The following is a 15,043-nucleotide window of genomic DNA, read 5'->3' as shown; positions in this document are numbered from 1 at the left end:
TTAAAACAACTCCTTATTTTATTTCCTGCTGAATATTTACCTGTAATTCCCTATTTAATTCTGCTTGAAGCCGTTTTTTTTTCTGCATTTGGTAACGCAATATGAGGTATAAACTTACTGACATAATATAAACGATTATAATAATGTTAGATGCCACTGGATTACTGGCAAATAACGCCACAACCTGTGTGAGCATAATTATACTGCTTATACAAACCATGATTCTGATACGCCAGGTTGGATATTGTTTGGCATATTTTGAATCCGCCCATTCCTTAGGATATATCTTTGGCAGGTTTATGATGCTTAACATGGGTAAATATGCGGACATAATCGTTAGCCCTATAGCCATTTTGGAAAGCACGGTTAAATCAACACCGAATAATGTCGGAATAAAACCAAACAGATAAAATATACTCATGAGCCTATAGGGCACACCTCTTTTATTAAGCTTTGCCCAACTGGCAGGCAGCCAACCTTCACGGCAGGCGTTGATCAGAGAGTGTGAATACCAGACAAAGCTCGAATTTAGGGTTGTAACGAGCGCTCCAAGGCAGCCTCCCACTACGAAGAAAATAAACAGGGCTTCATGTGAAGAAAAAACACTTCGAGCAGCAAGAGTCAGTGGTTTACCAGCAGCTTCCTCGACAGGTATGATTCCACTCCCTACTATGCCGAGGAGCATATAAAGAATACACACACCGATGGTTACAAAACCAATTATCTTTGGAATTACTGTTTTTGAGTTTTTTATACCCGGGGCAAAGTCAGTAATGATATATGAACCGCCGACTGCAAAAAAGAGCAACGACACTGCCGAATAGAAACCTTTGAACCCGTTTGTGAATAATGTCGCAGTAGAAAAAAAATTCGGGCTTATCTTACCGATGCCAAAAAAAACAAAAGTAACCAAACCGGCTAAAAGAATAAAGAACATAGTATTTTGTATAATGGATGCCATTTTTACACCGAAGAGATTGATGATAAAAAACAAGCTTAAGACGCCAATCGCCGTTATTTTTGACAATATTGGATCGCCGAAAATCGGAACGATACTTGATAGATACTGTACAAAGGAGATTCCAAAAATAGCAATTGTTATGCGTCCCAGAAAGAAAATATAAACATACAGCCCGCCGGCTTCTGGCGAAAGAAGCGTTTTTGTATAAACATAAGAAGCGCTTGTACTTGGTAAAACGCTGCTTAAAATGATAATAGGCCTGAAACAAATGAGGTAGAGTATAGCAGCGACCGGGAAAGCAAGGAATATGCTCCTACCGGTCATTGCTATACCTATTCCTGTCTGCGTAATAATACCGGAACCTATTGTAAAACCGGTGGCCATTGTCAATGTTGCAAAAAAAGACAGTTTATATTCATTTTTCATGGGGTGTTACTCTTTCCTGTTTTTGATTTAAGCTGTCAATCTGACTGCCTTTACTGAATCTATCTCGCTTTAGTACTACATGGGATAGGTTAGGAAAAACCATACAGAGTATGGGAAGGCTATTTGGAAAATATGAAAAATCAATTAGATATTTGTAGGAGGCGGACTGTCCGAAAAAGCAAGGATGGCTATATCCTAGTAAATCTATCGGGGGTGGTAAAACTGGATTATAGGTTTTTCGCAAAATCACCTCCTTTGTAAAGAATATTTATTATGATATTATACTTTATAAGTTATGTCAAATAACATTTTTTAATTTTAAAATATTTTCCATAAATTCAGTGAATTCTTCTATACAAATTTATAAATATGAGGTATTATCAAAAAATTTGACTATAAAATGTTGGAAGGGTTCTTGGTGGCGTAAAGGCATAGGCGGCCCCGATGCCCAGACAGATATTAAGGAAATTTAATTTTTTTCTTGACAGATAGGACTATTTATGGTAAATAAATAGCGGGAATTCGGCGCCGATGTGATAAGCCGTATGCAGCGGGCCAATAAAGGGGATTTGCCCCTGCTTACCCAAAGCATAGGGCGGCAAATTTTCGCAGGCATAGGGCATTGTGCCGTAACGGGGGTATTGAAGCCCGGGACGTATCCAAGGTCGCCATTGCGGGAAATACCACCATGCTCCATCTTTTATAGGGCCTCAGTTGTAAGACTCTGGGGCAGTTTCCCTTTACCCCGGTCACCCTGGACTTTGTCTCCTGTGCCTTTGCCGAACTTTTTGAGGGGGCTGCTGCTCTGCGCCGCCACCGCCGTATGGCCCGCCTTTGAGGGGGGCCATATACAATTGGGAACCGGCAGTGCCCTGGGCGGAACCGTCAAGTACCTACTGAATCCGGATAGCGATGAAGCCCTGAACGGCATTGTACGCATTTCTTCCGAATACAGTTTGCCCGAGGATATGTATTTTAATAAGATATTTATCAACAATATTAATTTTGGACACTAATTTGAGTAACCATTTATGAGCAATAAAAAAACTTCCGGCACCCTAACAGAAAATATAATGGGCGTTATGACAGAAAATAGGCTTCTCCTTACCCTGTCCATCCCAATGGTTATATCAATGACCGTACAGGCCTTGTACAACATAGTGGACAGCATCTTTGTGGCACAGATCAATGAGAACGCTTTAACGGCGGTTTCCCTGGCTTTCCCGGTACAGAATTTAATGATAGCGGTAAGTGTCGGAACCGGGGTCGGTATAAACGCTTTTCTTTCCAGGAGCCTGGGGGAAAAAAATTCTGATGCAGCAAACGGTTCTGCGGTAAATGGGCTTTTTGTCATTTGGCTAAGCAGCGCAGTATTTATAATCGCCGGCATTTTTTTTTCGCAAGCTTATTTTCGCGCCCAGACGGATATTCAGGAAATTATAGAATACGGACAGGACTATATGTTTATAGTCTGTGTTTTTTCTTTGGGGATTTTCAACCAGGTTACCTTGGAACGGCTCTTAAGCTCCACGGGGAAAACCTTTTATGCCATGTGCTCCCAAGCCGCCGGAGCGGTGATCAACATCATATTGGACCCCATCATGATATTCGGGCTCCTGGGTTTCCCTAAAATGGGGGTACGGGGAGCGGCCATTGCCACGGTCATTGGCCAGTCCCTGGGCGCCCTCATCGCCCTGTTTTTTAACCTCAGGGTAAATCATGATATCAAACTGTCTTTCCGGAAATTCAGGCCAAATGGGAGGATCATAAAGGCTATTTACGGGGTGGGTATTCCCGCCATACTCATGACAGCCATCGGGTCAATCATGACCTACGGTATAAACAAGATTGTACTCCCCTTTACCGCGACTGCGGCAGCGGTGTTCGGGGTTTACTTCAAACTGCAAAGTTTTGTATTTATGCCTATCTTTGGCCTTAGTAATGCCATGGTGCCGATTATTGCCTACAATTATGGGGCGAAGAAAAAGATCCGTATTATTAAAACCATACGGATGAGTGTAATCTATGCGACGGGTATTATGTTGGTAGGGCTCGTACTTTTTCAGCTTATACCGGGACCCCTGCTCAGGATGTTTAACGCTACGGAGGAAATGCTGGCCATCGGAATTCCTGTTCTCAGAATTATAAGCCTTATCTTTATATTTGCCGGGCTATGCGTTGTGCTTAATTCGGTATTTCAAGCCCTGGGGCACGGTACGGAAAGCCTCATCGTGTCTTTTGCCCGCCAGCTTGTCATCCTGCTCCCGGCGGCATGGCTCTTATCCAGGACCGGTTCCCTCGCTGCCGTCTGGTGGGCCTTTCCCATATCGGAAATTGGCTCTCTGGTCCTTAGCTTGATATTTATGGCCCGTATTTATTCCCGAAAGATAAAAAACATCGGCTGAAGGGATAATCGGGCATGACAGCTACGCCCCGTTGAATACTTTGGACTATTTTTATACCATGATAATGTAAATGCCATGAGGAGAGTTGATGAAGGCAGTTGAACTGGCAAAAGCCTATGATCCTAAAACCTTTGAAGATCGGATCTATGCAAAGTGGCAGGAGGAAGGCTCCTTTAAGCCCAAGTTAGGGGGGCAGGGGTATTTTACGGTGGTTATCCCGCCTCCCAATGTCACCGGGGTCCTTCATCTGGGGCATGGGCTGAACAATTCCCTCCAGGATATCGTAGTTCGTTTTCACCGTATGCTGGGGGAGGCTACCCTGTGGGTGCCGGGCACGGATCATGCGGGGATTGCCACCCAGAATGTCGTAGAAAGGCGGCTCAAAGCGAAAGGGCTGAGCCGGCATGACCTGGGACGGGAAAAATTTGTTGAGGAAACCTGGAAGGTTAAGCAGGAACACCATGCCATCATCTCTCGGCAGCTTGAGCGTATAGGGGCCAGTGTGGATTGGTCCCGGGAACGCTTTACCCTGGATGAGGGGCTTTCCAAGGCGGTCCGGGAGGTCTTCGTCACCCTCTATGAGCGGGATCTGCTCTATAAGGGCAATTACCTGGTGAACTGGTGTCCCTCCTGCGGGACCGCCCTTTCTGACGACGAGGTGGATCACGAGGATACCCCGGGAAAAATGTACCACCTGCGCTACCCCCGGATTGACGGCAAGGGCTTTGTGGAGCTGGCCACCACCAGGCCGGAGACTTTGCTGGGGGATACTGCTGTTGCAGTCCACCCGGAAGATGACCGGTACAAGGACCTGGTGGGGCAGAAGGTCGCTCTCCCCCTGACTGACCGGGAACTCCCGGTGGTGGCGGATACCTATGTGGACAAGGAATTTGGTACCGGGGTGGTGAAGATCACCCCCGCCCATGATCCCAATGACTGGGAGCTTTCCAAAAGGCACGGGCTTCCGGTGATCAACATCCTTACCCCGGATGGGAAACTCAACGACGATGTTCCGCCCAAGTACCGGGGTATGACCGTAAAGCAAGCCCGGGAAGCAGTCTTGGAGGACCTTAAGGCCGGAGGCTTCTATATTAAGGAAGAAGATATCACCCATGCGGTGGGACACTGTTACCGCTGCCATACGGTGATCGAGCCTTTCCTTTCGGAACAGTGGTTTGTGCGGATGAAGCCCCTGGCGGAAAAGGCCCTAGCAAGCTGGCGCCGGGGGGAGGTCGTTTTTTATCCCCGGAAATGGGAAAACACCTACCAGCACTGGCTGGAAAATATTCGGGACTGGTGCGTGAGCCGTCAACTTTGGTGGGGGCACCGTATACCCGCCTGGCACTGCGCTGACTGTGGAAAAACCGCGGTTTCCCGGACCGATTTATCGTCCTGTCCCCATTGCGGGAGCACCAATATTGAGCAGGACCCGGATGTGCTGGATACCTGGTTCTCCAGCTGGCTCTGGCCCTTCAGCACCTTAGGATGGCCTGAGGACACTGCTGATCTGAAAAACTTTTATCCAACAACCGCATTGGTAACCGCCTACGATATTATCTTTTTCTGGGTTGCCCGGATGATCATGGCGGGGCTTGAGTTTACCGGGAAGGCCCCTTTCCGGGATATCTATATCCACGGACTGGTCCGGGACAAACAGGGCCGGAAGATGAGCAAGAGCCTGGGGAACGGCCTGGACCCCCTGGAATTGGTGGACGAATACGGTGCGGATGCTTTCAAATTTACCCTGGCCTTTATGTGCGCCCAGGGTCAGGACCTGCTGGTGGATAAGGAGTCCTTCAAACTGGGTTCCAAATTTGCCAACAAGATCTGGAATGCCTGCCGTTACATACTGATGAATCTGGAAGGCCGGAACCTGGTTACAGACCCAATGCTCCGGCCGGTGGACAAATGGATCTACTCCCGGCTTAACGGGGCTGCGGCAGCCATGCGGGAGGCCTTCCTCTCCTACCGCTATAACGATGCCGCACAGAAAGCCTACGAATTCTTCTGGAACGATTTCTGCGACTGGTATGTGGAAGCCACCAAGCTTTCCCTTAAAAGCGAAGATGACCATGAAAAGGACCGGGCTACTACGGTGCTCCTGGATGTGCTGGGGGAGTCGATCAAGCTGCTCCACCCCCTGCTGCCCTTTGTTACCGAGGAAATCTACGGCAAACTCAATGCTGCAAAAGGTGATGGTGTTTCCACCGGGAGCAATACAGAACTTCTAACTACCGCTTCCTATCCTGCTTTTTCTGAAAAGCGGAATGACCCCAAGGCTGAGGAGGATTTTGCTTTCCTTCAGGAATTAGTCACCCTGGTCAGGACCCTCCGCAGCGAATGTACGATTAGCCCGGAGAAAAAAGTGCGGGTCCTAGTACGGCTGGGGGGCGCTAAGGGAAAAATTCTTGGGGAAAACACCGATCTGGTAAAGCTTCTGGGGGGAATAGGAAACCTGGAAATAGCCGTGGCGGAAGGGGATGATCCCGGTACTTCCCACGGTACCGAGAGGCCCCGGGGTTCCATAGCCGTTGTGGGTGTCGGATTTGAGGCCTTTGTGTTTATCGCAGAAGCAGCCGACCTGGCCCAGCTTAAACAGAAATTTACCAGAGATATCGAAAAGGATCGCAAGTTTATTGCTTCCCTGGAATCGAAGCTGGGTAATGAAAATTTTTTGAAGAACGCGCCGCCTGAACTGGTGGCTGGGGAAAAACTCAAGCTCCGGGAGGCCCAGCAGCGTATGGGCAAACTGGAAGTCTATATTCGTGATATGGCGTAAGGAACAACCATGACCACCGAGGAGATGCTTCGCCTAAAAGGAACCTTTCTCGCCCCCTATATGCAGCTTGCCACCGCTCTTATTGGAAAGGTGAGGGATGGGGGGGGCAATATGTTCCGGCATCAGCTTGATACCATGGCGACCCTGATTGATTATGGGTACATCGACTCGGTGCTCCTGAAGGCATCCATAGTCCACGATCTGATCGAGGACGTTCCCGACTTCAATCACAACCTTCTGCTGTCCATCGACTTTGAGGGCCCCCAGGTGTACGATCTGGTGATGGAGGTAACCCGCTTTCCCAATGAGACCAAGCCGGAATTTCTCACCCGGATCAGGGAAAGCGGCTCCCGGCAGGCTAAGATACTCAAGGTGGCGGATCGTATTTCCAACATGATATCCCTGGGCTTTGTGATCAACTGTGAATTTATCAGCCGTTACACCGAAGAGACGGTCAAATATATCATCCCCATCGCCGAAGAGGTGGATAAGGCTATGTTGAATGAGCTCCATTCCCTGGTAGAATCCCGGCGTAAATATGTGTCCATTTTTTCAACCCAAGAGCCATCGGTCTTATGACGAGTATACCCTCCAGGATATTGCCGGTGTTCCTGTTAGTAATGCTGTGTTCCTGTTCTCGGGCTGCTTCACAGGCATCCGCTGAAAACACGGCGGGCTCTGCCGGCAGAAACAGTGCCGCCCTTGGCGGGGATACTGCCGGAACCGGTCAGGCTGGCGGGGAGGAGGAACTGGTTTTTTTTGACAAACTCCAGCGAGCCCTGTCGGATGCATTGATTCCCGGGGATCTTTCCCGGCGTGTCCTGGCCGCCGCAACGGAGGGCCCGGATTTTATCCTGGACCTTTTAGCCTGTATGGAAGGGGACCCCTTTCTCCGCCGCCTGGTGGACAAGACCCACCCCCTGCCGGACCACTATGAGCCTGCGGACCTTGAGGAGCTTAGGGGGGGCGCCTACCAGATAAACCGCCGGAGCCTCATGCTCCGCCGGGAAGCCGCCCGGGCCCTGGAAACCATGGCCGCCGCTGCCCAGGTCGATGGAGCGATACTCCTGGCTTCCTCAAGCTACCGGTCCTACGATTACCAGGAAGAGTTATATGCCCGGTATGTCCGGGAAGACGGTCAGGAGGCGGCAGACCGCTTTTCCGCCCGGCCTGGCTACAGCCAGCACCAGACCGGCCTGGTGGTAGACTTTGGCTCCATCGACGACAGTTTTGCTGAAACCCGCTCTGGTCGCTGGATCCTGACAAACGGCAGCCGTTATGGCTGGTCCCTGTCCTTCCCCCAGGGCTACGAGGCGGTCACAGGCTATGTTTGGGAAAGCTGGCACTACCGCTATGTGGGGCCGGAACTGGCTTTTTTTATCGACACCTATTTTGACGGGATACAGCAGTACGCATTGCAGTTTATCCATGAGTGGGAGAATAGCCAGTAGCATCCGTAATGTAGTAATTCTGTTTATGGTAACTAACTATCAGGGTTACTTAAGAATTGCCGGCCACGGAGCGCCGGATCTTAAGGTGAATAAAGCAATACAGAATCAGGGCCAGCACTGCAAAGGAAATAAATGACCCGAACAGAGCCCGGTACCCCAGGTGTTCCACGATTATACCGCCTAAGATATTGCCCACCAGGGTGGGGAGTCCGGTTCCCAGGGAAAGGTACAGGGACATCCCCAGGGCCCGGCGTTCCGGGGGCACGCAGCTTGCGATAAAGGCCACCGCCGCAGGATGAAAAATACCATAGCAGAAAGAGTGAAGCAACTGGGCAACAATGATGCCCCCCTTGGTCGGGAACAGGACATAGATACCCAGCCGGATCCCCACTGCGGCGGTGGTGACTGCCAGCAGGGGAAGGGCGCCGAAACGGCGGATAAAGCGGTTGGAAATGAACATAAAAGGAAGCTCCGCCAGGGTTGCCAGGGCCCACACCAGGCCCACGGCATTCCAGTGCAGGGATTCTGTCACATAGAGGGACAAAAACCCGTTTACCGGGGCCATGGCCAGGCGGTTCAGGGCAATGATGAGCAACCCTGCCGCAAGCAGGGGTAAGCCGGTTTTGCGGCCTAAGGCGGTCCCCTGCGGAGTAGGCGTTCCGGACTTGCTGGCCCCGGTGTACTTTCCGGGGATGATGATCATGGAAAACAGGGCCAAGACCGAGGAAAGGACTATCCATATTCCGATATTGACCGGAGTATCCACCGGAAGAAAGAGGCTCAGCTGGAGAAAAAGGACCATCACAATAAAACTTAGGGAGCCCACGGCCCTGATTTTGCCATAGTTCCCCGTTTTTCCCAGATTGATGGTAGCCACGGCGTCCAAAAGGGGGGTGGTTGAACGGAACCCCATGCCCAGGACCGCGATCAGGAGGGCGCTGATCAAGGGCTGATGAACCAGGGCCAGGGGTATTCCCGCTGCTATCAAAAGGACATAGACCAGGATGAGGCCCGGCTTGTACTGCCCCATCTTATCGGCGAAGTATCCGAAGAAAAAGGGCCCCGCAATTCCGGCGCCTTCAAAGATGCCCAGCAAAATGCCTACCATGGTGGGGCTGTACCCCTGGCCCCGTATCAAGATGGGCAGATAGGGGGTAATAACTGCGTAGACAACGAAGGTGGTAAAATAGGGAAAAACCAGATGCATGGCACCCTCCGAGATCAAGTTTAATGGGAACAATGGAAGTAATCCAGTGTGCGTCCGGTTCTGAATTAGGATTAACTACGGCTGGTTATTTCCGGTATATACCAACAATGGTCAGATCATCGTACTGCTCATCCTCCTGGACATGGGTATAGTACATGTACGCATCATTGCCCGGGTTTTCCCTGGTCTGGGAGCAGTAGTTACGGTACTGGCGGAAGTGAAGTTTCAGAAAACTGTCTACCTTTTTATCCACCGGGATTCGGGAATTTTCATCAGCCTGGGGGGACTTGTACAGGCGGAACATTTTTTCTACCGAGACCAGGGCCATGATGGTTTCTTCAACCGTACCTTTGCAGCTGGAGAAGTCGAACTGTAGTACCCCTTCACCCTCGCCAGTGTGGTATTTGGAGAGGGTGTAGAGCTCCCTGTTCATCACCGCATTGATGATGGCTTCCACACGGTCGGCGCCCAGCGCTTCGTTGCCCTGGCCTGAGACATGGTTTGTGTGGGGGCTGTCATTGGGTCCTTCGGTGCAGAGTATTTCCTTGAAGCTTGCGTCCCGGAATTTGCGTTTAGCCTCCTCAATACCATCGGTGTAGAGCAGGAGCATATCACCCCGGCCTATTGTCAGGGTTTGTACCGTATAACCACCCTTGGATTCCACAACGAAGTTGGGAAGTACCCCGGTGGCGGGGGTCTGGGGAAGGGTAATAGTTTTCATTTTCTTTGCCGACGCATCGTAGATGTGAATGATATTGTCCCCGGCATTGCAGAAGCGGATGATTCCGGTTTCGGAATCGAACAGGGCCAGGGTAAAGGCGGCAAAACGGCCCTTAAAGGCCAAGGTTTCGATAAAGCCGTTGATCTGGTACACTACTTCCTCTATGTGGAAACCCTTTTCAGTGGGTTTCCATTGCTTACAGTAATTGAGGAACATGGTGGCTACCTGGATCATGATCAGCGCTGCGGGGATTCCCTTGCCGGCCACATCGCATTTGATGATGGCAAAATAGCGGCCGTCCAGATCCTGGTAATCAAAATAGTCCCCGGACACTCCCTGGGCCCCTTCGTAGTAACCGAAGAACTGAACATTTCTGGTATCCTTAAAGCCCGAGCTGAGTTTGTTCCCCTCATGGTCAATTTCCAGGGGGATGAACTTTTTCTGCACTTCCTTACCGATGGTCAGGTCCTGGGAGGCCAGGGCGGCATTGACCAGGCCGTGGGTCATGTCATTGATGGTGTTTCCCAAAACGGCGATTTCGTCATGGGTTTTTATGTCTATATCAACCCCGGCGAGTTTGGCCTTGTCATCTGTATCCCTGATCCGCTCCACATGGGCGAGCAGTTTTTTGATGGGCCGGATGATCAGGGTTGCCAGGGTGAAGGCCCCCAGGATGCCGATGAGGATCGCCGTAAGGGCGACCACCTGGATGATCCTGAGCAGGGAGCGCTTGCCCTCTGCGATCTGGGCGATGATGGAATCAATGGAAACTTCCAGCCGGATGAGGCCCCGGAAATACACGTTTTCCGCACCCTGGCGGAACAGGATTGCCCTGTAGAAGATAAAGGTGGTCCCCTTTGACCGGTCAACGTGTTTGGTGGAGAAATGGGGTTCCGAGCGGATATCCCGGGCAACTTCGGTGAGCCGTTCGGCCAGGCGGATTTCCAGTTCCCTGACGCTGACCTGAATGTCCTGGATATGGCGGAGGCTTGCGGTGTCGGTACGGGGGGCCAGAAAGCGCTCTTCCTCGATCAGACTGGTTATACTGTAATGAATATTCCCCACCGCTTTCAGGGCTGAATCGTCCATTTCACTGGTAAATGCCGCCAGTTTGGGGGTAAGGACATCGGTGATAAGGGAAACTCCGGGCTGGAAATCGGCGGTGTTGATCTTGCTCTTAATGTCAGGATCATTGGTCGCCCAGATATGGTCATCAAAAATGGTTCCCCCGGGACTGAAGCCTGAGATGGTCACATAGTTGGTTTCGGGAACTGAGGAGATTTGGTCCGGGAGCAGCGCCATTTCCAGGATATTCCTGGAGGAAAGATGGGCCCGGGCATTGGAAGCGAGGCCTTCCATTAGTACGGTGGAACGGTCCCAGAGGCCCTGGAGAAGGGTTTCTTCCTGGGTTCTGGTCATGAGCACATACAACGGGTTCGCCACAATGACCACCACCGCAAGCACCAGGGCTATGGTAAAGGAAGCCAGCTTAAGCCGCAGGCCCATGCCCTTTCTTTTGATTTTTTTCAGCCGTTTGTTTTTTTCTCCGGGCATAAGGTCTCCTGTAATAAGGGCCATGGTCTCAAGCCGTATCGCTGCCTCGTCCGCCAACACCGAGGCTATGCCCCGTATGGAGGCCACCATGCCTATTCCGCACAGTATCGCTATTCCAATAACAATCCAGAGGGTCATATCAAAAGGGTAGTGCCAATTACCCTGTCCGGTCCAGGATGGTTTCCAGGGCCGGGGGAAATTCCCGATTTTGCCGGTCCCGGCCTGCTCAAGCTCCGTCAGTATCCGGGCGGATTGGTCGGGCTGGGGGTTTTCGAAAATCCTGGCTGTGGCAGGATTCAGCCTGTCCGCCCCAGGATCGCCGTCACCATAGACAGGTAAAGCCGCTACCAATAAAGAGAAAATCACCCACAAAACCAAAGGATGGTGCCACCTATGGTGGCTTGTAAAATTCATTGCGATACCTATCTTCAATATATCGGAAGGCCGATAATCACACTATACAATATAGATAAGAAACTGTAACTATTAGTATGGTAAAGAGAGGTACACAATGAAAGTAATCGCGTTAAATGGAAGCCCCCATTCCGGGGGGACCATATACCGGGGCCTGGAGATTCTCACCGGGGAACTGGAGAAAGAAGGGATCTCCATAGAGCATATCCATGTGGGGAACAAGGAAATAAGGGGCTGCATAGACTGTAAGAAGTGCCGGGAGACCGGGAGATGCGCCTTTGACAATGACCTGGTAAACCAATGCCGGGATAAGCTGATCCAGGCCGACGGGCTCATCCTGGGTTCCCCGGTTTACTACGGCGGGGTGGCCGGGACCTTTAAGTCCTTTCTGGACCGGCTTTTCTTCCCCCACGCGGATCTACGCTATAAGGTCGGGGCAACCGTGGTTTCCCTCAGGCGCAGCGGGGGCATAGCGGTGTTTCACCAGCTCAACAACTACCTGAACCTGGCCCAGATGATCATCACCCCCACCTTTTACTGGGATGTAATCCACGGGAACAGCCCGGAAGAACTGGAGCAGGATGGGGAGGGGATGCAGATCATGCGGGTAACCGGAAGAAACATGGCCTGGCTCCTCAAAGCCCTGGAAGCAGGAAAAAAAGCCGTAAGTCCCCCGGAGCCGGAAAAACGGATTATGACTAATTTTATACATTAGCAACTTGGTTTATGCTAGCTTACTGACCGGGAACTGAGACTCGTAAGCATTTGTGCATCTATTGACACATGGCCGTCTTTTTCTCATGATCACTTGATATGGATGAACTGTACGCTGACCGCTCTTCTCTAGAAAGTTTAACAACTAATGAATTGATCAAGCTTGCGGATACCCACGGGATTGAAATTCCCCCTGGCCTGGATCGGGCCATAATCATTGAGGAATTACTGGAGGCCCTCTCCGAAACCGAGGGCGGGGAAAATACAAAAGCCCCGGTTCCCCTGGTGGAAAGGCGTCAAATGGCTTCGGCGCCTCTTCCCAGGCAGTACAACATAACTTTTATCGAAGTGTTACTTCGGGATCCCCTGTGGGCTTTCGCCTTTTGGGAAATTAATGCCCACGATAAGGAAATCAATGAAAAAGCCCCGGATTTCGGGGGGTATTGCCTCAGGGTGGTTCCGGTAACAGCCGCCGGAAAAGTTCCGTCTACGCTTCCCTCAGAAAGTTCTTTTACCATTCCGGTAGGCCCCGGAGATTCAGCCTGGTACCTGGGCTTCCCCCCCGAGGGTGGGTCCTTTACGGTGGAACTCTGCGTTATGCGGGGGAGCGGATCCTATGTTTTAGCGGTCTCCCGGCTGTTCCGGCTGCCGAAGCTGCCGGAAATCCGGTACCGTGAATCCCCGGCGCCCCTGCCCTTGCAGCGTCTTTCAGGTATTGATGACTTTCCCATACTCCGCAATACCCAGCGATTATCCCGTCTGCCAAAACATTCCAATGCCAAGGGGCAGTAATTGAGTAAGCCCCGGGTCATTTCAATCCTTCTGAACCTTCATAAACCCTTTGTGCGGCATCCCGAAGCCAGTCAAGCCCTGGAGGAACAGTGGTTTTTTGAAACCCTCTCGGATACCTGTCTGCCCCTGTTGGAACTCTTTGACCGTTTGGATGCTGAACATATTCCCTTTAGAATGGCCTTAGCCTTGTCCCCCACCCTCTGTCATCTCCTGCGGGACGAGCTGCTCCTGGAACGGTACCTGCAATTCGTGGACCGGCAGATCGAATTTGGGGTTCAGGAACTGGATCGCAGCTCCTCTGATCCTGAATTGCACCGGCTGGCCTTGGAATTTTACGATAGGGCGGTGGATAAACGGGTTCTTTTTACTGAGCGCTATGAGGGGAATATCCTTAAGATTTTTGATTATTACCAGCGGAAAGGCCGCTTGGAGCTGCTTACCACCGCCGCTACCTACGCCTTTTTGCCCCTCTATACGGGCTACCCCGAGGCTATCCAAGCCCAGATGGAGGTGGCCATAGCCTCCCACCGCATACTATTTGGCCGTACTCCCCACGGATTCTGGCTGCCCGAACTGGGCTGGTCTCCGGAAATAGACCGATACCTGCGCTCTTATAATTTCAGCTATACCATTGTTGATTCCCACAGCCTCCTGCTTGGGGAACCCGGGGCATCCCGGGGAAGTTTTTACCCCGTAAGTACCCCTACCGGGGTATTTGCCCTGGCCAGGGATTTTTATGCCCGCCGGGAGTTGGAAGGGCTTCAGGATCCCCTTTACCGGGATTATTACCGGGATGCGGGATACGATCTTCCCGCCGAATCAGTAAAATCTTTTCTGGAACCCTCGGGCGCCCGGAAAGCGACGGGGTATAAATATTGGGCCGTGGGGGACAAATCCAAAAATAAACAGCTCTACGATCCTGCACTAGCCCGGGAACGGGCTAGGGAGCATGCCCGGAGCTTCCTGGACTCCCGCATGTCCCGGCTCACAGCCGCCGGGGAACATCAGGATGGGATACCCCTGAGCCTCTGCGCCTATGACGGGGATAGCTTCGGTCGTTTCTGGTACGAAGGGCCGGATTTCCTTGAAGCCCTGTTCAGGGAAGGCGCAAAGCAGGAGGGGCTTCAATTTATGACCCCTGTGGAATACCTCTACAAGCAGGATGCCCTAGGTTTCGAAACCATGATGCCGGAATTTTCATCCTGGGGAACCAACGGCTATGCCGAAATGTGGTTGGACGCCTCCAATGATTGGCTGTACCGCCATGCCATCCGTTCCCTGGATCGGATGATTGAGCTGGCGGAACGGTTTCCCGATGACTCGGGGCTAAAAGAGCGGGCCCTGAACCAGGCTGCCCGGGAAATACTCCTGGTTCAGAGCTCGGACTGGCCTAAAATGCTCTATGAACAGAAAAATTCCGCCTATGCCCGGAACCAGATTGAAACGGCGCTGCGGAATTTTACCACTATCTACGAAGCCTTAGGCAGCAGCTATATCAGCACCGAATGGCTAACCACCCTGGAACGGCGGCACAATATCTTCCCCACCATTAATTACCGGGTTTTCCGTCGCAAACACTGAGCCCCAGGGATCCGTAAAGTCCCTTGGTAGCACAAAAT

Annotated in this window: 11 protein-coding genes; 8 read left to right on the top strand and 3 right to left on the bottom strand. The window is 51.4% G+C overall.

Translation table 11 applies throughout. The annotated features are described in order from the left end of the window. Nucleotides 1–13: 13 nt before the first annotated feature. Nucleotides 14–1,387 carry an APC family permease gene (locus TREPR_RS11790; protein ID WP_015708548.1) on the bottom strand — a complete coding sequence of 458 codons (1,374 nt, stop codon included), beginning with the start codon at nt 1,385–1,387 and terminating at the stop codon, nt 14–16. A 788-nt stretch (nt 1,388–2,175) separates the two neighbouring features. On the opposite strand from TREPR_RS11790, the gene TREPR_RS18985 reads away from it, so the two are divergent. From TREPR_RS18985 to TREPR_RS11765, 5 genes are all read left to right on the top strand, one after another. Beyond that, on the top strand, nt 2,176–2,403 hold the full coding sequence (locus TREPR_RS18985; protein ID WP_245534730.1) for a hypothetical protein: 228 nt from the start codon (nt 2,176–2,178) through the stop codon (nt 2,401–2,403). A 15-nt stretch (nt 2,404–2,418) separates the two neighbouring features. Next, complete coding sequence (locus TREPR_RS11780; protein WP_015708546.1) at nt 2,419–3,792, top strand: MATE family efflux transporter; 1,374 nt, start codon at nt 2,419–2,421, stop codon at nt 3,790–3,792. A gap of 88 nt (nt 3,793–3,880) precedes the next feature. Next, nucleotides 3,881–6,571 (top strand): valine--tRNA ligase, encoded by a 2,691-nt coding sequence (locus TREPR_RS11775; RefSeq protein ID WP_015708545.1) that lies wholly within the window; start codon nt 3,881–3,883, stop codon nt 6,569–6,571. A 9-nt stretch (nt 6,572–6,580) separates the two neighbouring features. Next, complete coding sequence (locus tag TREPR_RS11770; protein ID WP_015708544.1) at nt 6,581–7,150, top strand: hypothetical protein; 570 nt, start codon at nt 6,581–6,583, stop codon at nt 7,148–7,150. A gap of 26 nt (nt 7,151–7,176) precedes the next feature. Further along, nucleotides 7,177–8,022: a M15 family metallopeptidase gene (locus TREPR_RS11765; protein ID WP_015708543.1), complete on the top strand. Its 846-nt coding sequence runs from the start codon at nt 7,177–7,179 to the stop codon at nt 8,020–8,022. A 49-nt stretch (nt 8,023–8,071) separates the two neighbouring features. Here the strand turns inward: TREPR_RS11765 and TREPR_RS11760 are convergent, their stop codons facing one another. Next, nucleotides 8,072–9,229: an MFS transporter gene (locus TREPR_RS11760; RefSeq protein WP_015708542.1), complete on the bottom strand. Its 1,158-nt coding sequence runs from the start codon at nt 9,227–9,229 to the stop codon at nt 8,072–8,074. Nucleotides 9,230–9,314: 85 nt separating this feature from the next. Next, nucleotides 9,315–11,855 (bottom strand): SpoIIE family protein phosphatase, encoded by a 2,541-nt coding sequence (locus tag TREPR_RS11755; RefSeq protein WP_245534729.1) that lies wholly within the window; start codon nt 11,853–11,855, stop codon nt 9,315–9,317. A gap of 160 nt (nt 11,856–12,015) precedes the next feature. Between TREPR_RS11755 and TREPR_RS11750 the strand changes: the two genes are divergently transcribed. From TREPR_RS11750 to TREPR_RS11740, 3 genes are all read left to right on the top strand, one after another. Further along, nucleotides 12,016–12,633 carry a flavodoxin family protein gene (locus tag TREPR_RS11750; RefSeq protein WP_015708540.1) on the top strand — a complete coding sequence of 206 codons (618 nt, stop codon included), beginning with the start codon at nt 12,016–12,018 and terminating at the stop codon, nt 12,631–12,633. Between the two features lie 98 nt (nt 12,634–12,731). Then, nucleotides 12,732–13,424 (top strand): DUF4912 domain-containing protein, encoded by a 693-nt coding sequence (locus TREPR_RS11745; protein WP_015708539.1) that lies wholly within the window; start codon nt 12,732–12,734, stop codon nt 13,422–13,424. Further along, nucleotides 13,425–15,005: a 1,4-alpha-glucan branching protein domain-containing protein gene (locus TREPR_RS11740; protein WP_015708538.1), complete on the top strand. Its 1,581-nt coding sequence runs from the start codon at nt 13,425–13,427 to the stop codon at nt 15,003–15,005. Nucleotides 15,006–15,043 lie beyond the last annotated feature (38 nt).

The organism is Treponema primitia ZAS-2, assembly GCF_000214375.1.
In the GTDB taxonomy this organism is placed as follows: Bacteria; Spirochaetota; Spirochaetia; order Treponematales; family Breznakiellaceae; genus Termitinema; species Termitinema primitia.
This window is presented reverse-complemented; position numbering and strand designations above follow the sequence as displayed.